General features: G+C 61.0%; 19 protein-coding genes. 6 read left to right on the forward strand and 13 right to left on the reverse strand.

Going from position 1 to position 23502, the window contains the following annotated elements; all coding sequences use genetic code 11:
* Window positions 1-421: 421 nt before the first annotated feature.
* Entirely contained in the window at window positions 422-736 is a 315-nt protein-coding gene (locus NMAG_RS22730; RefSeq protein ID WP_012996318.1) for a HalOD1 output domain-containing protein, read from the reverse strand.
* A 489-nt stretch (window positions 737-1225) separates the two neighbouring features.
* Between NMAG_RS22730 and NMAG_RS00785 the strand changes: the two genes are divergently transcribed.
* Complete coding sequence (locus NMAG_RS00785) at window positions 1226-2212, forward strand: NAD-dependent epimerase/dehydratase family protein (RefSeq protein ID WP_004213572.1); 987 nt, start codon at window positions 1226-1228, stop codon at window positions 2210-2212.
* Between the two features lie 203 nt (window positions 2213-2415).
* A complete protein-coding gene (locus tag NMAG_RS00790) occupies window positions 2416-3474 on the forward strand; it encodes a PAS domain S-box protein (RefSeq protein ID WP_004213573.1) in 1059 nt (352 codons plus the stop codon).
* Between the two features lie 118 nt (window positions 3475-3592).
* On the opposite strand, the gene NMAG_RS00795 is transcribed toward NMAG_RS00790, so the two are convergent.
* The 3 genes from NMAG_RS00795 to NMAG_RS00805 form a co-directional block, all read right to left on the reverse strand.
* The gene (locus NMAG_RS00795; protein ID WP_004213575.1) at window positions 3593-4456 is read right to left on the reverse strand and encodes a hypothetical protein; all 864 of its coding nucleotides are present in this window, start codon (window positions 4454-4456) and stop codon (window positions 3593-3595) included.
* A 139-nt stretch (window positions 4457-4595) separates the two neighbouring features.
* A complete protein-coding gene (locus NMAG_RS00800) occupies window positions 4596-5447 on the reverse strand; it encodes a DUF4330 family protein (RefSeq protein WP_004213582.1) in 852 nt (283 codons plus the stop codon).
* A gap of 354 nt (window positions 5448-5801) precedes the next feature.
* Window positions 5802-6410: a hypothetical protein gene (locus NMAG_RS00805; RefSeq protein WP_237076797.1), complete on the reverse strand. Its 609-nt coding sequence runs from the start codon at window positions 6408-6410 to the stop codon at window positions 5802-5804.
* A 269-nt stretch (window positions 6411-6679) separates the two neighbouring features.
* Here NMAG_RS00805 and NMAG_RS00810 point away from each other — a divergent pair, with 269 nt between their 5' ends.
* A complete protein-coding gene (locus NMAG_RS00810; RefSeq protein WP_237076798.1) occupies window positions 6680-6967 on the forward strand; it encodes a hypothetical protein in 288 nt (95 codons plus the stop codon).
* Between the two features lie 256 nt (window positions 6968-7223).
* Here NMAG_RS00810 and NMAG_RS00815 read toward each other — a convergent pair whose 3' ends face one another.
* Complete coding sequence (locus NMAG_RS00815; RefSeq protein WP_004213587.1) at window positions 7224-8807, reverse strand: hypothetical protein; 1584 nt, start codon at window positions 8805-8807, stop codon at window positions 7224-7226.
* A gap of 702 nt (window positions 8808-9509) precedes the next feature.
* Between NMAG_RS00815 and NMAG_RS00820 the strand changes: the two genes are divergently transcribed.
* Window positions 9510-9893: a hypothetical protein gene (locus tag NMAG_RS00820; protein ID WP_191219366.1), complete on the forward strand. Its 384-nt coding sequence runs from the start codon at window positions 9510-9512 to the stop codon at window positions 9891-9893.
* 83 nt (window positions 9894-9976) lie between these two features.
* Here the strand turns inward: NMAG_RS00820 and larC are convergent, their stop codons facing one another.
* Window positions 9977-11419 (reverse strand): nickel pincer cofactor biosynthesis protein LarC, encoded by a 1443-nt coding sequence (gene larC, locus NMAG_RS00825; protein WP_004213589.1) that lies wholly within the window; start codon window positions 11417-11419, stop codon window positions 9977-9979.
* Window positions 11420-11895: 476 nt separating this feature from the next.
* Between larC and NMAG_RS00830 the strand changes: the two genes are divergently transcribed.
* Complete coding sequence (locus NMAG_RS00830; protein ID WP_004213591.1) at window positions 11896-14124, forward strand: CDC48 family AAA ATPase; 2229 nt, start codon at window positions 11896-11898, stop codon at window positions 14122-14124.
* A gap of 545 nt (window positions 14125-14669) precedes the next feature.
* The gene (locus tag NMAG_RS21875; RefSeq protein ID WP_004213593.1) at window positions 14670-15065 is read left to right on the forward strand and encodes a hypothetical protein; all 396 of its coding nucleotides are present in this window, start codon (window positions 14670-14672) and stop codon (window positions 15063-15065) included.
* Between the two features lie 59 nt (window positions 15066-15124).
* Here NMAG_RS21875 and NMAG_RS00840 read toward each other — a convergent pair whose 3' ends face one another.
* The 7 genes from NMAG_RS00840 to NMAG_RS00870 all read right to left on the reverse strand — a co-directional run bounded on the left by NMAG_RS00840 (window position 15125) and on the right by NMAG_RS00870 (window position 23319).
* Window positions 15125-16072 (reverse strand): DMT family transporter, encoded by a 948-nt coding sequence (locus NMAG_RS00840; protein ID WP_004213595.1) that lies wholly within the window; start codon window positions 16070-16072, stop codon window positions 15125-15127.
* A gap of 290 nt (window positions 16073-16362) precedes the next feature.
* Window positions 16363-16740 (reverse strand): DUF7344 domain-containing protein, encoded by a 378-nt coding sequence (locus NMAG_RS00845; RefSeq protein ID WP_012996321.1) that lies wholly within the window; start codon window positions 16738-16740, stop codon window positions 16363-16365.
* 202 nt (window positions 16741-16942) lie between these two features.
* On the reverse strand, window positions 16943-18379 hold the full coding sequence (locus NMAG_RS00850) for an ABC transporter ATP-binding protein (protein WP_004213600.1): 1437 nt from the start codon (window positions 18377-18379) through the stop codon (window positions 16943-16945).
* On the reverse strand, window positions 18376-19665 hold the full coding sequence (locus NMAG_RS00855) for an ABC transporter ATP-binding protein (RefSeq protein WP_004213602.1): 1290 nt from the start codon (window positions 19663-19665) through the stop codon (window positions 18376-18378). The genes NMAG_RS00850 and NMAG_RS00855 overlap by 4 nt, the downstream gene beginning before the upstream one ends.
* A gap of 7 nt (window positions 19666-19672) precedes the next feature.
* Window positions 19673-20683, reverse strand: coding sequence for an ABC transporter permease (locus NMAG_RS00860; RefSeq protein WP_004213603.1), 1011 nt, complete (start codon window positions 20681-20683; stop codon window positions 19673-19675).
* Window positions 20680-21669 (reverse strand): ABC transporter permease, encoded by a 990-nt coding sequence (locus tag NMAG_RS00865; RefSeq protein WP_004213604.1) that lies wholly within the window; start codon window positions 21667-21669, stop codon window positions 20680-20682. Before NMAG_RS00865 ends, NMAG_RS00860 begins: the two co-directional genes overlap by 4 nt.
* Before the next feature lie 93 nt (window positions 21670-21762).
* Window positions 21763-23319, reverse strand: coding sequence for an ABC transporter substrate-binding protein (locus tag NMAG_RS00870; protein WP_004213605.1), 1557 nt, complete (start codon window positions 23317-23319; stop codon window positions 21763-21765).
* Window positions 23320-23502 lie beyond the last annotated feature (183 nt).

Raw genomic sequence — 23502 nt, forward strand, 5'->3', positions numbered from 1 at the left:
CTCGTGCCCACCCACGAGAGACGCACTCGAGTGCAGACGATTGAGAGGGACGACTCTCGCTTCTCGAGCAACAACCCGGCGTACCGCGGCTACCCGTGAGTAGTCCACCAAGGTCGACCGTTTTCCACGCCGTCGTACAACACAACTCATCGGAGCACAGAACTATAGTAACAACTGCAACTAGTTACACACTGATCGCCGAGCAGGCTGGCGATCAGGTGTGCAGTGACTTGCAGTGGCTACTATAACGGACGTTACCCTTCTTTCAGCAATAACTCTCACCCATGATGACCTATTGACGAACATACAATCCCGTCTCCACACAGCAGGCTGTCGATTGGTCGCTTCGATGATGCAGTGCAACTGAACGGACGAGTCGATACCAATCTGTGTCGTGATTCAGGGGGAGGCCCTCCACACTTCACCGCTCGACGCAGTTCTCAGAGTGGGGCTCAAACAGCTGTACGCAACAGTTGTGGGTCACAGCCACCGTATAGCCGTAATACCGAAAGGTTACACGGACGGGTGACCCGTGACGATTTGCGTGGTCGACAAGCGAACCCAGTGCTGCCGGATCTATCCGGTCGTGCAGCGGCGGGAGGTCGGCCACCGGAGTATTGGTTCTGGCGGCAACCGCCCGCGTAATCGCTGCTGTGAGTGAATCGGACCCCTGGACGTTGACACGGAGAAGGAGGTCCTCACTCTCCGGATTGGAGTCGCTGTTGGGGTTGGTCATAGTAGAGAGTGTGACTATCGTCCAAAGAGACTGGTTCCAATACAGTTGGGTACCGTAACCTCTCTAAAATCACACGGTTTACACGATGGCGGCCAGTAGATTAATACACGCCCCATACCACTGCATAGATAGCGAAGCAGGCGGCGTTGCCGATACAACCACCGTACGAGTCGACAACACCGTCCTCTTCGCGTCGCTACCGTCGTCAGACGGTAGCCCACTGCCGCTGTCCGATCCACCATCCCTGTGAATCGGACACAGGTCCGACTGCAGGGTGTACGCGTGTCCCACAACTCGCGTTGTACCCCGCAGTCGGCCTACTCATGTCTCTGTGCGCCACCCAACTGTCGTCACACCTGCACTGAGTTAGCGGTGCAGACACCGTGGCCTCTGCCTCTAATCAACGACTACGCGACCGGTGTGCAGGAGCCACGCTTCTCTCAGCAGTGATAGCAATCCACTTTTCTTCATACACGTGTTCGTTCGGATATGGACATTTTCGTCACGGGCGGTGCCGGCTTCATCGGCGGTCACCTCGCCGAGTCGTTCGCCGCGGCCGGCCACGACGTCACGGTGCTCGATAACTACGAACCGTACTACGACCTCGGGATCAAGGAGCACAACGTCGAAGCGGTCGAAGCAGCCGCCACCGACTCCGATGGCTCCTGCGAGATCGTCGACGGCTCGGTCACCGACGCCGACCTCCTCACCTCACTCACCAACCAAACCGACGTCATCTACCACCAGGCCGCCCAGGCCGGCGTCCGCAAGAGCGTCGAGGAACCGGACAAGGTCAACGAGTTCAACGTCACGGGCACCGTCAACGTCCTCGAGGCGGCCCGCACCAACGACGTCGACCGGGTCGTCTACGCCTCCTCCTCGAGTGTCTACGGGAAACCGGAGTACCTCCCCTACGACGAGGCCCACCCGAACGAACCCGTCTCTCCCTACGGCGTCTCCAAGCTCTCGGCCGAACACTACATGCGCGTCTACAACGAGGTGTACGGCCTCCCGACGGTCTCCCTGCGCTATTTCACCGTCTACGGGCCGCGAATGCGTCCCAACATGGCCATCTCGAACTTCGTCTCGCGCTGTATGCGCGGCGAGCCGCCGGTCATCTACGGCGACGGCGAACAGACGCGGGACTTCACCTACATCGCGGACGTCGTCGACGCCAACCACCGCCTGCTCACCGACGACAGCGCCGACGGCGAAGTGATGAACATCGGGTCGACGGACAACATCGACATCGAAACGCTCGCGGAGGTCGTCCGCGACGAGATCGATCCCGACCTCCCACTCGAGTACACCGAGGCACGGGATGGCGATGCCGAACACACGCACGCGGACATCTCGAAGGCGAACGAGTTGATCGGCTACGAGCCGAGTCGGGATATCCGCGAGGGTGTCGGCGAGTTCATCGACTGGTACGAAACGAACCGCGAATGGTACGAGCCACTCGTTGTGAACTCTTAATCGAGAGTCGCCGCTTGCTGGAAACCTGCCACTACCGCGAACACGGCCTCACTTTCAATTGCAGCCACTCCACTGCCCAATAACAGATACTAATAGCTAATAACAACCCAATCAGAGACAAATAGCCTAAATAACCGTTCAGTCGTCGACTACAAACATGTGAGGCTGAACGTTTATACGGGAGGAATAGCTAGCCCTGATGAATGCCCGATTCCGACACTGCCGACGCACCGCCTATTTCTCCGTCGGCAGTTCCCAACGCCGACGTCGACTTTTTCCAGACGCTCGTCGAGAATACGTCGGACGGGCTTCTCACCATCGACCGGGACAGCCAGATCGTGTTTGCGAACCCGGCGATCGAAGACATTCTCGGCTATCCGCCGGAGGAACTGGTCGGCAGTTCGAAACTCGAGATCATTCCCGAACGGTTGCGGCCGGTTCACGAGCGACAACTCGAGGCCTACATCGAAACGGGCGACCGAAACATCGACTGGGACGGGATGGAACTGCCCGCACTCCACAAAGACGGCCACGAGGTCCCGGTTTCGATCAGCCTCCGAGAACACGACTACAGGGGGACGACACTGTTCACCGGGGTCTTTCGGGACATCTCCGAACGAAAGGAACGAGAGGAACGCCTGCAGGAGCAGAACGAGCGCCTTACGGAGTTTGCAAGCGTTCTCTCCCACGATCTGCAGAGTTTAGTAAACGTTGCACAGGGGTACACCATGGAGCTGAGCGAGGGGTCCGACCACGACCAGGACGAACTCGAGGAGATCCAGGACGCACTGACTCGCATCCAGGAACTCCACGACGATATGCTCACACTGACCCACTACGATGAGCCCCGGTCCGTCGAGACCGTCTCACTGGAGACGATTGCAGCCGAGTCCTGGCGCTGGGTCAACACGAAAAACGCACAGCTAGTGGTTACAGACGACGTCCAGCCGATCCAGGCCGACGGAGCCCAGTTCAAATCGCTGCTCGAGAATCTGTTCAACAACGCAGTCGAACACGGTGGACCCGACACGACTGTCGAAATCGGCTGGCTGGAGTCAGGAGCCGGCTTTTACGTTGCAGACGACGGCGCGGGGATCCCCGAGGAAGAGCAGGACGCCATTTTCGAGCACGGATACACGACTCACCTTGACGGGACCGGGCTTGGCCTCTCGATCGTCGAACAGGTCGCCGCCGCTCACGACTGGGACCTCACACTCGGCGATTGTCGAGACGGGGCGCGGTTCGAGTTCCGACTCGAGTAGTCCATCCAATTTCGTCCTTTCGTCCCTCCGCACCACTCGCTCTCTGCGATCAGTGCAGTTCGAACGCATCAGTTTGATATCCTGCAGAGCGACGCGAAAATGTGGTCAGAAACCCTGATCAGGAATCGTCAGTCCGCTCCTCAGTCGCCGAGTCCGCCGGCTCATCTCGCTGTGCCGGTGGCTCCGGCGGCTCGAACGCTGCAACCAGCCACCGACCAACGCGTGTCTCTAGTACCTCGTCGAGACTGTGCCGTGCCCGAGTCCCCACCGCTGCAATCCCCGCGCCAACGATGTGGAGCGCGATCAGTAGCTCGGACACTGCGGATTCGAGCACGACCGAGACGAGCAACGAGAGAAGGACGAGCGGCAACAGAACGAGACTCGCCAGGCGAATCGGCTGGTCACGAACCGCCGCCCCCAGCTGTCGACCCCGCGCTGCAATGCCGGAGGACTCGAGTGCCACCTCGAGGCGTTCGATGACCCAATCGAGCAGGCGGATCACCGGCCCGACCGTCCACGTTTCGCGCAGGTCGATAACGATGACGTCGGGATCCGGTTCGGCGGTCAGCCAGCGATAGCAGTACGACTGCTCGACGTAGTGTTTCCAGGTGCCGGCGATGGATGCGAGCCGCGACTGTCGCGCGATCTCGGTCGCTCGTGATTCGGCACGCGACAGCGCCGCGCCGGCGTCGCCCAGGCGGGAGTTCGTCACGGATTTGCGAAGCTTGTTCAGTGCCTCAACACTCCGTGACGTTCCATCATCCGCACCGTCGCTGTCGGTGTTCCCGGTATCCGAACCCGGCGCATCTGCGTTTCGCGTCTCTGGATCCGTCGCATCTCCGTCCCCTGTATCCGTCCCTCCCGTCTCTGTGTCTCCAGTTCCCGCATCCGCGGTGCTGGAATCGCGAGTCCCATCGCTCTCAATGTGATCGACCGTTGTCTTGGTGGACTCTGCAGGCCGATCGGCATCAATATCGGTCATCGCTGTCTCACCGCCGCGAACGACCGCCGCTGTGTCGCTTGAGCACCCGAGAGCACCGCCGCTCGCTCGACAACCAAGGGCCCGAAGTGACTGGAGATCATATCGAGAGCGAACATAGGACGACAGGCGGCAACCGGTGTTACTCGAGTTCGATTACGGTGCCGCTAACAGTCGTCGACTCAAGGTCGAGTGCAATAGTGCTTCCGGCCGTGAGCCGGTCACCTCGGAACTGGACGCCGGGCTCGCCATCCCGTTCGGTGGTCGCCAGGTCGACTGTGAGCGTCACGTCCTCGTTCTGTGGGTGTTCGGTCTCGAACAGCTCGCCGTCTTCGGTCTCGGCGATGACGGTTGCCGGTTCGCGCTCGACGGCGGTGACCGTCGCAATCGTCTCGCCGTGTGCGGTTTCGGTCATGTTCTCGGCGAGTTCGTCCGCGACGCTGGGGGCGACGCTCGAGAGTTCGACTTCGGCAGTTGTCGTCGTCGACTCGATATCGAGCGTGTCGTGGTCAGTGCTAACTGCGGAGACGGTGCCGTTCGTCGCGTACCAGCCCAGATCGAGTCGCAGGCTCTCACCGAGGTGGAGCGGTCCGTCACCGACGCGGAAGACGTCTCGGTCGTACTCATCTGGCGTGGCAACCCCGTCGATCTCCGCGCGAACGAGTGCCTCCTGTGCGCCGTTCGGCGAGGATGGTGTCACGTGGACGTCAGTGACGGTTACCTGTTCGCCACTTCCCGCAATCGTCGCGACCGTTCCGTTGTCCAGCCGCTCGGTAACGTACTCGGGCTGCTCACCCAGTTCGAGCGTGACATAGCGCGTCTCCGATTCGCCTTCCGGTTCGGACTCGGACGCGCCCTCGTCCGTTGGCTCGTCGCCGGATCCCATAACGAGCGCTGCGCCAGCGACGACGACGGCGAGCACCATGAGGATGACGAGCGCGTCGACGACGTTGACAACGCCGAAGATGTTGCCGTCCTCGTCGATCACTGCCATTGGTCGAGTCGGTGTCTGTCCTGTCGCCGGCGACACCGTGCCGGCGTTCTCACTTTCGGCTCGATCGGACGCACACCGGTGGCCGCCTGGGCGATCCCCGATCGCCAGCCGGTGTCGCTGCTCCGCTCACTCCCGTTCATGCCACAGTTCTGCAGACACGATGCTAAATAGATTCTCCTTCGGGAATAAGTGATCCCAACTGGCGAGTTTTTGCCGGCGACAGTCGCCCTGGTTGACAATCTTACCATTCCAGTTCGGCCAATTCGTTTATCTACTCCACCATTCGAACTCCTTCGTCCGGCGAGCGGGGCCACAACTCGGCTGCAAACCCGCGTCTTCCGTTCGCAGGTGGCCTCAACAGGATATCGACACAGCTGTGCTACTTCCACCAGTTCCGACCGTCAGTTCCGTCACTCCCGTCTCACAGTCCTCCGGCTCCCAGTCGATGGCGCTCTCGGTCGTCCCATCTGCTGTCTCGACCGAAAGCTCGTACTCTCCAGCCGCGACGAACTCGAGTACCACGTCGCCGCGCGCGGGCAGTTCCAGGTTTCGACTCAGCAGCCCATCGCCGTCGTGTACTAGCTCCACCGTTGTGTCCACCGGTTCGTCGGTCGTGTTCGCGATCCGGACGCCGTAGACCCCGTCCGTCCCGTCCCACGGCTCGCTCTCGTCTGCGGGTCGAATTGCCGCGCGCTCGAGTACATCGTTGTCGATGGACTCGAGTTCAGTTGTGTCCGTCTCGTCTGCTTCCGCATGATCGCTGTTTGTGCCGTTTGTGCTCTCTGCCCCCTCCGTGTCTCCCGCGTTCGTCGGCGTCCGATCCGTCGACGAACTGGTATCGAGACAGCCGGCGAGGAAGGCGAGCACGCCGCCGGCGAGTGCGGCGAACGCGCGTCTGGAGAGTGCTGTTGTAACTGACAGCGTCGCGGCCAGCGCGACGACTGGACGAAGTGCTTGAATCATACTGAAGGGCCACACGAGCACCGTAATGGTCATTTTTCACGACCCGGTGACTGTCCCCGTACTGAGGCCGTCGACAAGCTTCGTTCAGCGTCCGGCGCTCCGGTAGGTCCGTCCTACCAGTCAGTGGCCAGTACTCGAGTTCGGCGCTGTCAGTCGACGAGAACACAAATACTCACTTGGAGCGACGGAAGTGGCTGGTTGTCGTGAAACGGGAACCGGGTGCTATAGTTAGGAGCCACGAGCCATCGATGCCCGCTGGGCACCGATCCATGACATCCCGACTACGGTCAGATTCGATCCGACGTACAGTGACGCTCGTTGTCGTTGCCAGCCTACTTGCGATGGCGATTTCGACGGGTGCGATGGCGAGTGAAGATGAAGAGGCCTCCGTCAACATCACCGAGACAACTGTTGAGGAGAGCCTGACGGAGGTCAGCGAGGAGTCTGTTGTCGAGGAGACAGTCGAGACGAGCTCCGACGGTGAGCCTGGCTTCGAGGTGTCGACGACCCCGACTGAGTCAGACGAATCGCCGTTCGGTAGCTGGCTCCCGTTCTGACCTGCTCGGTCAGTGACGACTCGGTCTTTCGCCAGCTTTCACCAGGTTCAGGGTGACGATCCGGCGTGCAGTAACTCGGAAGTGACCGTTTCTTCGAATCAGGACCAGAAGCAGACACCGTCACGTGGTCAGAACACTGTAGCGTAGCCCGAACACGTAACGTCACTGTCGCGTCGGTGTTCACAGTACTCGCGGCGAAGAAACAAGAAAGAGTCGAATAACGGAATACGGGCGAACGTGTGCGCTGAAGCGGGAATTAGGCTCCGGCCCAGACGTTCGTTGCGGAGACCGCTCCGAACTGAACGTTTTCGTTCTCCTGCATCGTCACCTGTGCGGAGTCAGCGCTGCCGTTGTCGTCGGCGACGGCGATTGCGGCCTGCTGCTCGTTGACGTTCTCCTGGGTGACGAACTGGATCTGTTCGATCTGAGCGGTTGCGTCCTGCTCAACGTCGTTGGTCTGCTGTGCGTCGGCGTCGAACGCGATGCCTGGCGCACCCGCGACATCACCGCCACCGAGCGTCATGCTGGTGGTCTCGGAGTGGATGGTGCTGTCGTGGACGTAGCCGGGTCCGGCGTAGACGTTCAGCGCGTCAGCGAAGCCGATCTGTGCGTTGAGGTTCTGCTGGTGGGCAAGCTGGACTGCGGTGGCGTCGCTACCGTTCGTGGCCATTGCGATCGCGGAACTCTGGAGGTTGACGTTCATCTGCTCGACCTCCTGGGCCTGGGTGACGCCAGAGGTGGCAGCCTGTCGGTCACCGTCGTCCTTCTTGTGCTTCTTGTCCTTCTTATCCTTCTTGTCCTTCTTGTCCTTCTTGTCGTCGTGCTTCTTATCGTACTTCTTATCCTTCTTGTCGTACTTCTTGTCCTTCTTATCGTCGTCCGCCTTCTCATCCATCGCGCTCACTGCCTGTGCAGTGTCTTTCATCGCATCAGTGTCATCGACACCGCTCGTCGCGATGTTCATGCCGGCGAGTGAGGCGAAGACGCTCGAGGCGTCTGCGGAGCCGATCTGCTCGTTGAAGTTCGACTGTTCGGTGAACTGGATCGCCGTTGCGGTACTGTTCTCACCGACGGCGATCGCGACTGCGGCATCCTGCTGGTTGACGTTCTCCTGGGAGGCCGCCTGCTCCTGGTTGACCGTCGCGTCAGCGGACTGGTCCATGAAGTCACCGCCACCAGCGTAGACGTTCGTTGCGTTCGCGACTCCCTGCTGGAGGTTCTGGTTCGTCTGGTGGGACTGCTGGATTGCGAGCGCCTCGCTCTCGTTGTCCGCGAGGGCGAAGGCGGTGCTCTGCTCGTTGTAGTTCAGCTGGCCGACGAGCTGGCTCTGGGTTACCTCAGCTTCAGCAGCCTGGTCGGCATCAGCGTCGACCTTATCCTTGTGGTCCTTCTTGTCGGCGATACCCCAGCCGTCGAAGTGCTTGCCGTCACCGTTTCCGAGGACGACGTTGACGGTGCCAACGTCCTCGAAGGACGTCGTCTCACCGGGGATCGTCTCTGCGAGCGCTTCACCGAACTGCTCGTTGTCGTTGTACTGGTTCGCTTCCTGCACCGCGGTCGCTTCACCGCCGTCGATCGCGATCGAGGTTGCGTTCGACTGCTGGTTGATGTTTACCTGATCAACATCCTGGTACTGGTTCACCGTCGCGTCAGCTTCGCCGGACGCGTGGGATTCGATGTACTCATCGAGTGTCATCCCGTCGAGTTCGGCACCGAAGACCAGATACAGTTCTTCGCCGTTCTCGAGCGCATGGACGTCTCCGTTCGATTTTACATCTTCGCCGGCCGCTGCTGCGGGGGCGCCCATTGCGATCATCGATAGGGCGACGATACACGCCATCAGGACGGTCGTATACTGTGACCGTCTCGTCGTTGTGTTACTCATGTTTCGTTTGATCTGAGCCGTGAGAGTCTTTTGTTTCTGCATCTCCACGGCGCAAACCTTCGTATCCCGATGATAGACTTTGTTATCTGGCTGTTGTCGAACTGATGGAAGGGCCTACTGAACGGAAGACACCGACTTCTCCGGCCGAATGGAGTGCTTTCGACGGTGGTACCCGCCGGAACAATTGGCCGCCTGCATCCGGTTAGAGCGGTATCTGGGGACGCACACCCGGCTCGTTCGAATTCGTCGCACCTGGACGGTCACTGATGGATGATTGTTACAGCGACCAAAGCAGGGCGTTACCGTTCTCAAAACAGTCAATCAGCAGTCAACCAGTTCCTGTGTCTGGCTCCACCTGTCTGTTGCAAGCCTTCAATAGCTGTTCAACGACGGATCGGGGAGATCGCTGGCATCGTCCCAGGGAAACACGCGTTTCAGCGATCTGTAGGATGGCTCACAGAGCGATAGTTTCGGCTTCAATCACGCTAATCGGAGTATTCGCCGTGAAACCGTTGTTCGGGTTGAAGTAGTCCTCACTGTTGTGTTGTGACCGGGCAACGCGCCACAGCAATCGGGGTCACCAGTGGCTTGACCACTGAACTCGTCGTCACGAGCGGCCCCGGTTCTGCCGTGGAGCGTGCCTCAGGATTACAACACATGAAGCGAACACTCGCAATTACACTGACGGTAGCGCTCTTTGGCAGCCTCATGTTCATGGGGTTTGCCGGCACGGCAGCAGCACAGAATCAGGGCGACGCAAACGTCGATATCAACATCGACCAGGAAAACAACAATGAACAGGTAGGCATCGCTGAGTCGTACTCCAGTGCGACTGCCCTCGGAGCGTCGGCCTCTGACAGCAAGTGGGGCACCTCGACTGGCGCCTCTGCCTTCAGTGCATCCAACGCTGAAGTGAACCAGAACCAGATCAGCGTCCAGACCAACGCTGCAAACGTTGAGGGTGTGACGGCCACGAGTGGTGATAACATCAACGTCGGCGACATCGATGTCGACAACGGTAACGTCGTCAACATCGGCTAAACAACTGCACCCAACCTGATCGCGGAATATTCACTACTTAATTTTGAGACGTGCAGATTCACTGTTGCCGATATTAGGTGCTGCTAGTTCTGGTTCCACTTCTCGGAAGCGATCTGCTCAGCTCGTTCTACGATCGTTCGAATAGATGTACTCGCTTCAGATGCAACAGCCACAGCATTGTCGTACTCTGCACTCACGTCGTACACCGCACCGTCGCTATCGCGGGCGATTTTGACCGTCACTTCGTAGCGCTCGCCACCGAGGTCTACCGCCACCGTCTCGAACTCGCGGTCGGCGATCCAGCGATGGGTCACACCCGCATCACGAACCCCCAACGTGCCGGTCTCCTCGGCAAGCCGCCGGGCAACCCGCGTTCGATCCTCGGGCTTGCAGATCACTTTCACCAGATGGCCTGGTCGCGACTTCTTCATCGTCGCCGGGAGAATCGAGACATCTCGCGCGCCCACCTCGGCCAGGGTTTCCTGCAGACTGCCCAGTATCTCCGGGGTTGCGTCGTCGAGGTTCGTCTCGAGTACCGCGATGTTATCCTTGTACAATCCGCCGGCTCCCTCACCGACCAGCACTCGGAGGACGTTCGGGTGGGGATCGAGGTCGTAGCCGCCCGCGCCGTACCCGGCGGCCGTTACGTCGAGTTCGGGGAGTGAGTCGACGCCGTCGGCGAAGTGCGCGAGGATCGCCGCCCCGGTGGGAGTGAGTAGTTCGGCCTCGACAGGCCCACCGCGAAGCGCCCAGTCGGCCTCTTGGGCAATTTCGACGACCGCAGGTGCGGGAATCGGGTACTCGCCGTGGGCCATCGTGGCCGTCCCGCCGCCGGTCGACAGCGGCGTGGTGACGATGCGATCCGGCGCGAGATCGTGCACCAGCGCCGCCGCCCCGACGATATCCGCGATGGCGTCGTCCGCCCCGACCTCGTGAAAGTGAATGGACTCGAGTGCCTTGCCGTGGACGCTGGCCTCGGCTTCACCGAGGCGTTTGAAGATGGCGAGTGCGTCGCGCTCGACGGGGTCGGGGAGGGCCATGGTTTCGACGATGGTGCGGACGTCGGTGTAGCTGCGGTGGGGGCCGTGTCCTTCGGCGGGGGTGTGGGTGTGAGTGTGAGTGTGGGTGTGTTCGTGGTCGTCGTGCGTGTGCTCGTGTGCGTGGTCGTGGCTGTCAGTGTGGGAATGGGTATGCTCGTGACCGTCCTCGTCGTGGCTGTGAGTGTGATCAGCGTGACTGTGACTGTGATCAGCGTGACTGTGACTGTGACCGTGGTCGTGGTCGTGATCGTGTCCATGCCCATGCCCATCGTCACACTCACCATGACCATCGTGTTCCTCAGTCAGCACCACATCCACTGACGTCCCCGAAATCCCGCACGTAACCGTCTCCTCGATCTGGTACGCAACGTCGAGTTCGTCCGTGATGGACTCGAGTACGTCCGGGTCGGCACCAGCATCCAGCAAGGTGGCGAGGATCATGTCGCCGCTTGCGCCCATGCGGCCGTCGAAGGCGAGAACGTTCATACCTAGAGGAGGGATAGCGTGCGCAAAAAGCCATGCTTCTCTGGTGTCTGTGGTGTGTTCGTGGTAAGTCTGTGCTGCGTTCGTGGTGTGTCTGTGGTGTGTTCGTGGTAGGTCTGTGCTGTGTTCGTGGTGTGTCTGTGCTGTGTTCGTGGTGTGTCTGTGCTGTGTTCGTGGTAGGTCTGTGCTGTGTTCGTGGTGTGTCTGTGTTGGTTCGTGCTGTGTTCGTGTTGCGTCTGCGGTCTGTCTGCCGCCGTTCACCGACGTGCTGCCCGGATAATAAGTTGAATCGGATGCGCCCGCGAACCCTACTCCAGGTACGTGAGTGTCACGCAAGTTCTCTCAAATCACACCGCCGTCGACACTTCTATGTATCTACCTACCAAACATAGCTTTGGTAGCACCTAGCAAACTTTGACGAGCAAAAAACCTATCCGATCCGGAATCGGAGTCACAGACATTGCCGTGCATCCTGAATCATGAATGAAGTTCAACTGGAGGTTGCGAAGGCGTACCCGAACGACTCGGGTCGTGGTATCGCCCGACTCGACCCGGACACGCTGTTGCATTTGAAGCTCAGTCCGGGCGACATCATCGAGATCGAAGGTGCAGACACGACTGCCGCGAAGGTGTGGCGTGCAGACCGGCAGGACTGGAACACGGACACCGTCAGAATCGACGGCTTCACCCGGCAGAACGCCGACGTGGGCATCGGCGAGCGAGTCACCATTCGGAAAGCCGAAGCCACGAAGGCGGACAAGCTCACGCTTGCGCCGCCGGAGGAGGCCTCGGTACAGTTCGGCTCCGACGCGGCGGGCATGGTCAAACGCCAGATTCTGAAACGACCGGTCGTCGGCCGTGATATCGTGCCCGTGATGAGCTCGACGAACCACCCGTTCATGCGCTCGCCGGGCCAGGCGATCCCGCTGATCGCCGTCGAAACCGAGCCGGAGGGCGTCGTCCTCATCACCGAGGACACTGACGTCGAACTCCGGGAGGAGCCAATTTCGGGCTTCGAGAAGACCGGCGGCGGGATCACTTACGAGGATATCGGCGGACTCCAGGGCGAGATCCAGCGGGTCCGGGAGATGGTCGAACTCCCGATGAAGCACCCACAGATCTTCAAGAAACTGGGGATCGAGCCGCCACAGGGTGTCCTCCTGCACGGCCCACCCGGTACCGGGAAGACCCTGCTCGCGAAGGCCGTGGCCAACGAGACCTCCGCGAGTTTCTTCTCGATTGCCGGCCCGGAGATCATCTCGAAGTACTACGGCGAATCCGAGCAACAGCTCAGAGAGATCTTCGAGGACGCAAGCGAGGAGTCGCCCGCGATCATCTTCATCGACGAACTCGACTCCATCGCGCCCAAACGCGAAGACGTCACCGGCGAGGTCGAACGCCGCGTCGTCGCCCAGCTTCTGACGATGATGGACGGGCTCGAGGCCCGCGGACAGGTCATCGTCATCGCGGCGACGAACCGCGTCGACAGCGTCGACCCCGCCCTTCGCCGACCGGGCCGTTTCGACCGCGAAATCGAGATCGGCGTGCCGGACGAGGTCGGCCGCGAGGAAATCCTGCAGATCCACACCCGCGGAATGCCGCTCTCGGACGATGTCGCGCTCTCACACTTGGCCGACGAAACCCACGGCTTCGTCGGTGCTGACATCGAGAGCCTGACCAAGGAGGCCGCGATGAAGGCACTGCGGCGCTACCTCCCCGAGATCGATCTGGACGAGGAGGACATCCCGCCGAGCCTGATCGACCGGATGATCGTCAAGCGCGAGGACTTCCGCGGCGCACTCGGCGAGGTCGAACCCTCGGCGATGCGGGAAGTCCTCGTCGAACTCCCCAAGATTTCCTGGGACGACGTCGGCGGCCTGCACGACGCCAAAGAGCAGGTCCAGGAGTCCGTCGAGTGGCCGCTCAACAATCCCGGTCGGTTCAGTCGGCTGGGGATCGATCCACCGGCGGGCGTCCTGCTATACGGCCCGCCCGGCACCGGGAAGACGCTCATGGCGAAAGCGGTCGCCAACGAGACCAACGCGAACTTTATCTCCGTTCGCGGCCCACAGCTGCTCTCGAAGTGGGTCGGCGAATCGGAGAAGGCCATCCGTCAGACCTTCCGCAAGGCGCGGCAGGTCTCCCCGACGGTGATCTTCTTCGACGAACTCGACGCGCTGGCCCCGGGCCGCGGTGGCGAAACCGGATCGAACGTCTCCGAACGCGTCGTCAACCAGCTCCTGACGGAACTGGATGGCTTAGAAGAAATGGAGGACGTGATGGTCATCGGCGCGACCAACCGGCCGGACATGATCGACCCCGCACTGCTTCGCTCGGGTCGATTCGACCGCCTCGTCATGATCGGCGAGCCCGACGTCGACGGCCGCGAACGGATCCTCGACATCCACACGCAGGAGACGCCGCTGGCCGCAGACGTCACCCTCCGTGAGATTGCAGAGATCACGGACGGCTACGTCGGCAGCGACCTCGAGTCAATCGCCCGCGAGGCAGCTATCGAGGCCCTGCGCGAGGATCACGAGGCCGACATCGTCGAGATGCGCCACTTCCGACAGGCGATGGAGAACGTCCGGCCGACGATCACGGACGACATCCTCGACTACTACGAGCGCATCGAAGAGGAATTCAAGGGCGGCTCGAGTGGCCCCGACCCGACCGGCCGTCGTGGCAGTCGTATCGGCTTCCAGTAACGCCGTTTCGACGGCCACAGCGGCACGAATTGGCCGGCTGCTTGCTGTTTCGCCGGATTGGCTGCCGGCTGCTATTCGGTCGGTGCCGTTCAGTCGGCAAGCGTGACACGGGATGCATTCAGCAGTTGTGGTGTGAGTGACGGTGTGGTTCTGCTGTCTTTCGTTCGGTTCGGTGATTGTGCTTTGCCGATAGCGTACTCGAGTAGCGATGCCGTGACCGTTTCCGTCCTCCGCCACCCATCCCTGGCTTGCCAACCCACTGGTAAGCCATGCTTACCACGGTCTAAGCACTGACTAGCGCCGCTGTGTGAAGCGAGGTGTACTCGAGGATACTCGTCCATACTGTGATCGGAGCCGAACAACGCCGATATCACAGAATAGGCAGGTACACGACCTCCTCCCTCCGATTTGTGTCAGTTCTGCAGGTCTGTCTCTGTGGGCTGCTGTGCGCATTCGGTTGAATTCTCTCGAATGGGTTCGAATGGATCGAAACGGTCGCCGTTCTATATGTCGCCGCCAGCCGACATGACCGACCACAGAACGCGATGTCAGAGCCCTCTGTTGCCACTGATCAGGCCGCTGGATCGTCGTCATCGTCGTCATCGTCATCATCGTCGTCGTCGGCGTCGTCGTCGTCGACGTCGTCAGCAGAGTCACGACCGGAGCATCACGAATCGGCATCGTCACCGACCCAACCCGATGTCGCAGCTGATCCGGCCGACGACGACCCACCTCGAGCGACTGCTGTGCAGCGCCAACCGCTTTCGCTCCGGGTCCGGGCAGTCGGCTTCTGGGGCGCGATCATCTTGCCGTTCATTCACGTCCCGCTCTTGCTCACTGGTCTCTCGACCAGGTTCCAGACGATGGTTTTTCTGTTCCTGCTCGGCAGTAACCTGCTCGCACTCTACGTCGGTCACGAACACTGCCAGTCGAACGGCTGACGGTCCCGAGTACCTCGTCGGCTCCCAGTGGTCCGGGCACACAACCTCGCGTCGGTGTCCTAGTCGCTATCAGCGTCAGTACTCGACCTCGCGTCGCTCGCTCGACTCCGACCGAGCGTCTCGCGGATGGCACGCCGCTTGACGAGAACGAACCCGAGTGCGATGAGGAGGAAGCCGACCAGCGTGGCGGCGTCGATCACCTCGTCGAGGTAGAGCCAGCCGGCGATCACGGTGAAGATCGGTGCGACGTAGGAGACCATGTTGATTTCGACGGCACCGAGGCGTTCGAGGAGGTCGAAGTACAGCAGGAAGCCGAGTGCGCTCGCGACGACGGCGAGGTAGGCGAGTGCGCCGAGTGCTTGCGGGTCGGTCCAGGTCGCCGGTTCGATCGGTTCCCGAAGGACGAGACTGATGAGGTGCATCAGGAGTGCCCCGCCGAGCATCGACCAGGCTTCCATCGTCTCGATGGGTAACGCGGCGTCGATTCGGCGCGTGAGGACGCTGCCGAGTGCGAACGCAGCGGCGGCACAGAAGACGAGCAACTTGCCGACCACGTCCGGGGCGAGCAGTTCACCGGTCTCCGGCTGTGAGATAATGGCAACGCCGACGAGTCCGAGACCGACGCCGACGACACCGAGCAGGGAGAGTGCGTCCGACGGCATCAGCAGGCGGGCGAAGCCGGTCGTCAGGACGGGCGAGAGGCTCACCAGAATCGCGGCCGCCGCAGCCGTCGTGTGCTGCTGGCCGACGAACAGGAACGCGTGATAGGCCGCGATCAAGAGTGTCGCGCCGACGGCGACGACGGCCCACTCTGCACGCCCGGTCGGATACCAGTCGTCGACGGCGTAGGCCGCGTACGCGAGCATCAGGATGCCGGCGATGTCGTATCGGAAGGCGGCAAACAACACTGGCGGGAAGTGGTCGAGTCCGGCGCTGATGGCGACGAACGCGGTTCCCCAGGCGGCAGCGAGGACGAGGAAGAGTCCGGTGTTTCGAGCGCGGCTCACAGCAGTGCTCGCCCGTCTGTGACACTATCGGTTACGATTTGCTGACCGTCGCCGTTCGCTGAGACACGGCTTGCCCAACGGATCGCTCGAAACGGCACTCATCGAGGAGAACACGAAGCAAAACACAACTATCCGCGAAACGAGCCCTCTCGGAGATGTCGTCGGTCGCTTTGGTCGCTATTCCAGATTCCAGTCGCGAGCGCGGGTCGGTACACTGGGTGCTCGACTCGCACCGTATTTCACAGTCACGCCCGTTCCCAGCAGGGAGCGGAAGTCCGGCTAGTGACGCGCTACAGCGTCGCCCGCGTTCGCAGTTCCGGATGTTCCTCCGTCTGCCGGAACTGCTCGAGCAGCGGCTTGATGTCCTCGAAGCCCTCATCGAGGACGACGTCGCCGCTCCGAAGGTCGTAGTCGATAATCTCGTAGTCCGCCAGTCGTGGCAGGTGGTTGTGAATCAGCGAAATGTACACCTGCTGGCGCGTGTCCTCGTCGACGGCGTTGTGGTCTTCCTGTCGGTCTTCGTCGAGTTCCCAGGCGGCAATCTGGTCGATGAGGTTGTCGATGTTTGCCCGGTCGCCGTCCGACAGCTGATACAGTAAGTAGCGACGTTCCGATTTTGACAGCAGCGAACATGCCGCTTCCATCCGAGAGGCGCTAGTGCGGTTCATACCTGTGCCAGGCTAGTGACGGTATTACACCTACTGCCAATACAGATAGGTTCCGTTCGTTCACGGTATCGGACGTGTGTCGCAATTCCGGCCCTATAGGGCGTCTCCGTCAAGATATCTGGGCCGGATGTGTATGATTGTCACGATCCGATTCAGAAGCGTTGAACACTCCGAACTGGAAGAATATCGCAGCGTGAGTCTCTCAGGACCAGGAATCTGGATCGGCCGCGTTTGCACTGTCGCCTGCCTCACCGTAGAGGTGACACGCCACCGGGTGTCCTCCCTCGCCGAGACCCGGATTAACACGCTCACAGACGGTCTCGTACTCCGTTCGAAGCGTGGACTCTGCTGCTTCCCAGTTGGTGTCGGCCAGTTCGGCAAACGCCTCGTCTACCCGCTCGCGATGGCGCTGCGGTAGTGGCTCGTCGAACAACCGCTCGTGGAGCAGATCGACGAACGCCGGGACGTCCTCCGACGGCACCGAACCGTCCTCGAGTTCGATCTGATCGCCGCCAACCGTCTCGAGTGAGATGTCTCGATTCTCGATGCGCTCTCGAGCGGTCATAATCTCGCGGAAGGTCTCCTGCTCGATTTGCATCCCTTCCGGCGGAATCACCATCGGACACCGGGTCCGGAACCGACAGCCACTCGGTGGATTGCGCGGCGACGGCACGTCACCCGCGAGCGTTTCCCGGTCGCGCTCTCGTTCGTCCGTGGTCGCCCGCGGGACGCTCTCGAGTAGGGCCTTCGTGTAGGGATGTTTCGGGTTGTCGAACAGCTCTTCGACGGGGCCGATTTCGACGATTTCGCCGAGGTACATCACCGCGACTCGGTCACAGATGTGGCGAATCACCGAGAGGTCGTGGCTGATGAGCAGGTAGGTGAGGTCGAACTCGTTTTGTAAGTCTTCGAGTAGGTTCAGGACCTGCGCCTGCACCGAGACGTCGAGTGCGCTCGTCGGCTCGTCGAGGACGAGAAACTCCGGCTCGAGTGCGAGTGCGCGCGCGATGCCGATGCGCTGGCGCTGGCCGCCGGAGAACTCGTGGGGATAGCGGTCGAGTTGGTCGGTCGAGAGTCCGACGCGCTCGAGGAGATCCCGAACGCGAGCACGGCGTTCGTCCGTGGTGCCGACGTCGTGGATATCGAGTGGTTGCTGGACGATGTCGCCGATCGTCATCCGCGGATCGAGACTCGAGAAGGGGTCCTGGAAGACGACCTGTGCGTTCTGGCGGAAGTCTGTGAGTGCTCCGCTATCCATCTCGTAGACGTTCTCGCCCTCGAACTCGACGCGACCGCCAGTCGACTCCTGGAGTCGCAGCAGGGTTTCGCCGGTCGTCGACTTTCCACAGCCGGATTCGCCGACGAGTCCGAGCGTCTCACCCTCGTAGATGTCGAAGCTTACGCCGTCGACAGCGCGGACGGCGACCGGGTCCTCTCCGACGAGGCGGTCGAGCAGCGAGTCGTTCTCCCAGAAGTACTTTTCGAGGTTCTGGACGCTGACGAGTGGTTCGCCGGCACTCGTCGTGGCGGCTGCGGTGGCGTGCGTTTCACTGTCGTCTGCCACGCCAGCCTCGGTTCCAGACAGGTCCGTCCCTGTCTCTGTGCTCGCTGTGTTCGTCGCTTGCTCGTCGGAACTCATCGTGACTCACCTCCTGATTCGTCGACCGTCGTCTGTGGCTGCGTCGGTTCCTCCGGCGGTTCGCCCGCCGATCGCTCTGGGTCCTCGTGTTTGTCTCCCGCCGGTCGTTCGGTTTCGTCGAAGTAGCCCGCCGGAATCGCGTCGCTCTCGTCGTAGGACCGCTCTGCGAGCACACACCGAACAGTGTGGTCGTCACTGCCCGATGCAGCGTACTCGGGTGGATGTTCGAGACACTGATCCATCGCCTTCGGACACCGGTCGGCGAAGTGGCACCGATCCTCCATCTCGTGGTCGAGCAAACTCGGCACGTTTCCACCGATCGGCTGGAGCCGCCCGGCCGCCCCTTCGAGATCCGGGATCGATCCGAGCAGCCCCTTCGTGTAGGGATGGACGTGATCGTCGAAGACGTCCTCGAGTGTCCCTCGCTCGACGATCTCGCCGGCGTACATCACACCGACCCGATCGCACATTCGGGCGACGACACCCAGGTTGTGCGTGATCAGCAGGATCGTCATCCCCGTCTCCGCTTGCAACTCGTCGAGCAGGTCGAGGATTTGGGCCTGAATCGTCACGTCCAGCGCGGTCGTCGGCTCGTCGGCGACGAGCACGTCCGGCTCACCCGCAAGCGCCTGGGCGATCATCGCCCGCTGGAGCATGCCACCCGAGTACTCGTGTGGATACTCGTCGGCCCGTTCGACCGGGTCCGGGATGCCGACTAACTCGAGTAGCTCGATCGCTCGCTCTCGACTCTCCTCGGTGACGAATCGCTGGGAGGGAAGCATCGTCGAGAGCAGGTAGTTGCCAAAGGAGTAGTCCGAGGTTTGTGTCTTGGCTTTCGTCGAGCGTGGGTTCGCACTGGCTCGTTGCTGGACCTCGACGGCCTCGGCGAGTTGTTCGCCGACGGTGAGACTCGGGTTGAAACTGCTCTCGGGGTCCTGGAAGATCATGCTGAAGGAGGTTCCCCGGAGCGCCGTTCGTTGCTGTTCGGTGATCGAGAGCAGGTCGACGAAGTCGCCGTCGACGGCCTCCTCGTTGTCTTCGGCAACGCTTTCGGCGAGTTCGGCGTCGTTGAACCAGATTTGCCCGTCGGTGATCCGACCGGGTGACTCGATGAGATCCATGAGCGAGCGAGCGGTCACGCTCTTTCCGCTGCCACTCTCGCCGACGATGCCGAAGACCTCGCCGCGTTCGATCCGGAAGTCGAGGTCGTCGACTGCGTTTACCTGTCCCTGTTCCGTGAAGAAGCGAGTCGAGAGTCCTTCGACGCGAATAATATCCTCAGTCATACTCATGTTAGACACCTCCCTCTCCCTCGATGTTCGGGTCGAGGGCGTCCCGGAGCCAGTCGCCGAGCAAGTTGATACTGATCACGGCGAGGACGATTGCGATGCCGGGAATCGTCGAGATCCACCAGGCAGTTCGCAGGTAGTCCTGGCCCTGGCTGATCTCGTACCCCCACGAGAGCGTCGTCCCGGAGAACCCGAGGTACGACAGCGAACTCTCGAGGAGGATGATCGCGGCGACCTGGATCGTCGCGAGCACGATGATCGGCGTGAGACTGTTCGGCAGGACGTGCTTGCGAAGCACGGTCCAGTTGCTCGCGCCGAGACTCCGTGCGGCTTTCACGTACTCTTCGTTGCGTATCGCAAGCGCCTCACCGCGGGCGACGCGGGCGAACCACACCCAGTTGACGAGTGCAACGACGAGGGTGACGGTCCCGGGTAACACCGCGTATTCGGGCATTCCGTCGGCGAACCCGGCCATGACGATCGGGTCCGGGATGTACTGGACGCTTCTGCCGAACACCCCGATGAGTGCGATTGCGAGGACGAGCGACGGGAACGCGAGCATGATGTCGGCGACCCGCATCATGGAGTCGTCCGTTCGCCCGCCGAAGTAGCCTGCAACCAGACCGAACGGCACGCCAAAGGCAGCCGCCAGCCCGGTTCCGATCAACCCGACGAGCAGTGACGTTCGCGCACCGAACAGCATTCGCGAGTAGACGTCCTGTCCGAGGTTGTTCGTCCCGAGTACGTGCTCAGACGTTGGCTCGACCGTGTGCGGGACGCGTTCACGGCCGTCGTCGCCGTCCTCCCAGGCGTGTGTCTCGTAGTCGAATCCGATCGGTGGATAGGAGCTTCCCTCCTCGTCGAAGTGTCCGGTCTGGCCCGGATGATGTGTTGCGAGTATCGGTGCAAAGGTCGCGACCAGAATGATAACGAGCGCGATCGCGAGTCCGATCTTTGCCATCAGGCTCTGGTCGAACTCCCGCTTCAGGCTCGATTTGAGGCGATCTGAAATCATTCGTCAACCACCCGCGGGTTGAGGTAGGCGTACAGCGAGTCGACCACGATGTTGATCACGACGAACCCGATTCCGATGAAGATGAGCACACCCTGAATAACCGGCCAGTCACCGGCATAGAGGGCGTTTATCAGTCTCGTTCCGAGCCCAGGCCAGTCGAAAACCCACTCGGTGATGACCGCGCCACCGATGAGCGTCCCGAGCTGGAGGCCGAGCACCGTGATGATCGGGATCATCGTATTTCGCAGGACGTGTTTGTATCTGATCAGCACGCTCGGCAGCCCCTTTGCTTCGGTCGCCGTTACGTACGGCTTTCCGAGTTCGTCGACCATCCCACTGCGAGTGAGTCGCGTAATAAGGGCGGTAAAGTACGTTCCGAGCGTGAGTGCGGGCAGCGTCATATGGCGGAACCAGGTGATCAGGTCGTTGAAGTAGCCGGTCGTCACGAGCGCGGTCACGGCTTCGACGAAGCCGACCGGGCGCTCGCTCACCGGGAACAGGCCGAACTGGACCGACATGACGAGAATCAACATGATCCCCAGCCAGAAGTTCGGCGTACTGATCCCGACCAACGAGAACATCGTCGCGCCGTAATCGGACGGCTCGTGGCGTCTGGTTGCGCTGATGACGCCAAGCGGAATCGCGATGACGACCGCGACGATCGTTGCGGCGATTGCTAACTCGAGTGTCGCCGGCACCCGCTCGAGGACCATCACGGTCACGTCGCGGCGGGACTGATACGAGAATCCGAGGTCGCCAACGAGAATGCCCTGCAGGTAGTCTATGTACTGGACGTATATCGGCTCGTCCAGTCCCATATCCTGGCGGACCTGTTCCCGTATTTCGGGCGACGTCGCCGGATCGACGACCAGATCGACGGGATCACCCGGTGCGACGGCCCGGAGGCCGAATGTTATCGTGACGACTCCCCAGATAACGAAAATGCCCTGTAAGGTTCGTTTAATAAGGAATTTGGCAAGAGACATCGACTATGTGTGCGTACGAGTCGTTTAAAGATAGCTCGTCTGTTATGTGTTGTGTATTCGAAATCGGTAACGCAGTTGGATGGTCCCCGGCAGTTACCGACTCATTTCGTCGAGGAAGATGCTCTCGTCGGCGCGTGGCTCCCAGTCGACGTCAGAGCGAATACCGTAGATGCTCTCTTCGCGGTGGAGGTAGACCCACGGTGCTGCCTCGTGCAGCTCTTCGTTGACCTCCTGCAGGTGCTCTTCGCGCTCGTCGGGGTCATCGATGCTCTGGCTCTCGAGGATCATTTCCTCGATATCCTCGTCGATGAAGTTGTACGACGCCTGTCCTTCGACGAACCACGGCGTGAGTCCGTAGTCCGAGTCGTAGGTCGGGTTCCCCCAACCGATGAGGAAGAAGTTCGGCGACGTCGACGGGTCACCGTCGAGCGAAACCTCGGTGAGGCTCTCGAAGTCGATGATCTGGAAGTCACAGGAGACGTTATCCAGCTGGTCGATCTGCTGGGCTGCCGTCTCCGCGACCTCGGTGTCGTTGAGGTAGCGTCCCTCGGGTGACTCGAGTGTGATCTCGACGTCCTCGTAGCCGCTCTCCTCGACGAGTGCCTCGGCCTCCTCGGGGTCGTGCGGGTACGGGTCCAGCTCGTCGTTGTAGCCGAAGACACCCTCCGGGACGGGCTGGGAGCTTGGCGCACCGAAGCCGTCGAGCACGTTGTCGATGATAGAATCGACGTCGACAGCGTAGTTCATTGCCTGGCGGAACTCCTGGCTGTCGAACGGTTCGTCGTCGTTCGGCATGACCAGGAAGATGTTCCGGAGGCTGGTGACCGTCCGAATTTCGGCGTCGTCGATCTCGTCGATCCCTGCAGTGTCCGTCGGCGGGACGTTGACGATCAGGTCGCTTTCGCCCGTCTCGAGTTCGGAGACTCGCGTGCTCGCCTCGCTTGCTGCACGGTAGCGGACGCGGTCGATATCGGGGACATCGCCCCAGTAGTCGTCGAACGCCGTGTAAATGATGTCCTGATCCGGCGTGTACTCTTCAACCTGGTACGGCCCGGTTCCGTTCAGTTCCTCGTTTGCGGGCTGGTCCTGGTCTTCCATCCACTCCTCGCTGACGACGGTCGCGACGGTGGCGAGGTTGAACTCGACCAGCGACGCCACCGACTCGTGCTCGACGAGCACGGTCGTGTCGTCTTCGGCTTCAGCGCCGGTGACGCCGGGGTAGCGGTCGGCCTGTTCGCTGACGATGCCGACGTCCTCGTCGACGGCACGATTGATCGTGTACGCGACGTCCGAGGCGGTCATCTCCTGGCCCTCGTGGAAGGTCACGTCGTCTCGAACCGTCAGCTCCATCGTGTTGTCGTCGGGATGATCCCACTCATCGACGATTCGTGGCTCGAGTTCACCGTCGTGTGTGATGTCCCAGAGCGGTTCGTACACCTGATCTAAGACGTTGTACGTCGGTGAGTCGTTGTGGTCGTTCGGGTCGACCGTCGTCGCGAACTCCCCCTGCGTGACGACGAACTCGTCGTCGTCATCGCCGTTCGAGTCGTCGATACACCCTGCAATTGCCGCAAGACCAGCAATACTCGTCGCTGCGCCGGTTCGTTGTAGTAGCGTCCGGCGGTCGAGTGAATAATTGGCACCCTGCATACGTTGACTCATGGAAGGGCTGTTATTTATATATACTGGTACGACATCACATAACTCGTGTGGAAGTGTCTCATTTCCCGTGTTATTGCGGACAAACACACATTTTCAGAACACATTCTGGAAGGGGCCACCGACCTCGATTCAGCCCCTGAGGCGTGCCATAAGTTTAAGTGCGACACAGCC

Origin of the sequence: Natrialba magadii ATCC 43099, assembly GCF_000025625.1 — an archaeon.
Lineage (GTDB): Archaea > Halobacteriota > Halobacteria > Halobacteriales > Natrialbaceae > Natrialba > Natrialba magadii.

Excerpts from the sequence above, each read along its gene's own strand:
- NMAG_RS21875 (WP_004213593.1), top strand. The coding sequence starts at position 14,670 with ATGTCAGAGCCCTCTGTTGCCACTGATCAGGCCGCTGGATCGTCGTCA.
- NMAG_RS00820 (WP_191219366.1), top strand. The coding sequence starts at position 9,510 with ATGAAGCGAACACTCGCAATTACACTGACGGTAGCGCTCTTTGGCAGC.
- NMAG_RS00800 (WP_004213582.1), bottom strand. The coding sequence starts at position 5,447 with ATGGCAGTGATCGACGAGGACGGCAACATCTTCGGCGTTGTCAACGTC.
- NMAG_RS22730 (WP_012996318.1), bottom strand. The coding sequence starts at position 736 with ATGACCAACCCCAACAGCGACTCCAATCCGGAGAGTGAGGACCTCCTT.
- NMAG_RS00810 (WP_237076798.1), top strand. The coding sequence starts at position 6,680 with ATGACATCCCGACTACGGTCAGATTCGATCCGACGTACAGTGACGCTC.
- NMAG_RS00860 (WP_004213603.1), bottom strand. The coding sequence starts at position 20,683 with ATGATTTCAGATCGCCTCAAATCGAGCCTGAAGCGGGAGTTCGACCAG.
- larC (WP_004213589.1), bottom strand. The coding sequence starts at position 11,419 with ATGAACGTTCTCGCCTTCGACGGCCGCATGGGCGCAAGCGGCGACATG.
- NMAG_RS00830 (WP_004213591.1), top strand. The coding sequence starts at position 11,896 with ATGAATGAAGTTCAACTGGAGGTTGCGAAGGCGTACCCGAACGACTCG.
- NMAG_RS00795 (WP_004213575.1), bottom strand. The coding sequence starts at position 4,456 with ATGACCGATATTGATGCCGATCGGCCTGCAGAGTCCACCAAGACAACG.
- NMAG_RS00790 (WP_004213573.1), top strand. The coding sequence starts at position 2,416 with ATGCCCGATTCCGACACTGCCGACGCACCGCCTATTTCTCCGTCGGCA.
- NMAG_RS00805 (WP_237076797.1), bottom strand. The coding sequence starts at position 6,410 with ATGATTCAAGCACTTCGTCCAGTCGTCGCGCTGGCCGCGACGCTGTCA.
- NMAG_RS00845 (WP_012996321.1), bottom strand. The coding sequence starts at position 16,740 with ATGAACCGCACTAGCGCCTCTCGGATGGAAGCGGCATGTTCGCTGCTG.
- NMAG_RS00785 (WP_004213572.1), top strand. The coding sequence starts at position 1,226 with ATGGACATTTTCGTCACGGGCGGTGCCGGCTTCATCGGCGGTCACCTC.
- NMAG_RS00850 (WP_004213600.1), bottom strand. The coding sequence starts at position 18,379 with ATGAGTTCCGACGAGCAAGCGACGAACACAGCGAGCACAGAGACAGGG.
- NMAG_RS00855 (WP_004213602.1), bottom strand. The coding sequence starts at position 19,665 with ATGACTGAGGATATTATTCGCGTCGAAGGACTCTCGACTCGCTTCTTC.
- NMAG_RS00870 (WP_004213605.1), bottom strand. The coding sequence starts at position 23,319 with ATGCAGGGTGCCAATTATTCACTCGACCGCCGGACGCTACTACAACGA.
- NMAG_RS00815 (WP_004213587.1), bottom strand. The coding sequence starts at position 8,807 with ATGGCGTGTATCGTCGCCCTATCGATGATCGCAATGGGCGCCCCCGCA.
- NMAG_RS00865 (WP_004213604.1), bottom strand. The coding sequence starts at position 21,669 with ATGTCTCTTGCCAAATTCCTTATTAAACGAACCTTACAGGGCATTTTC.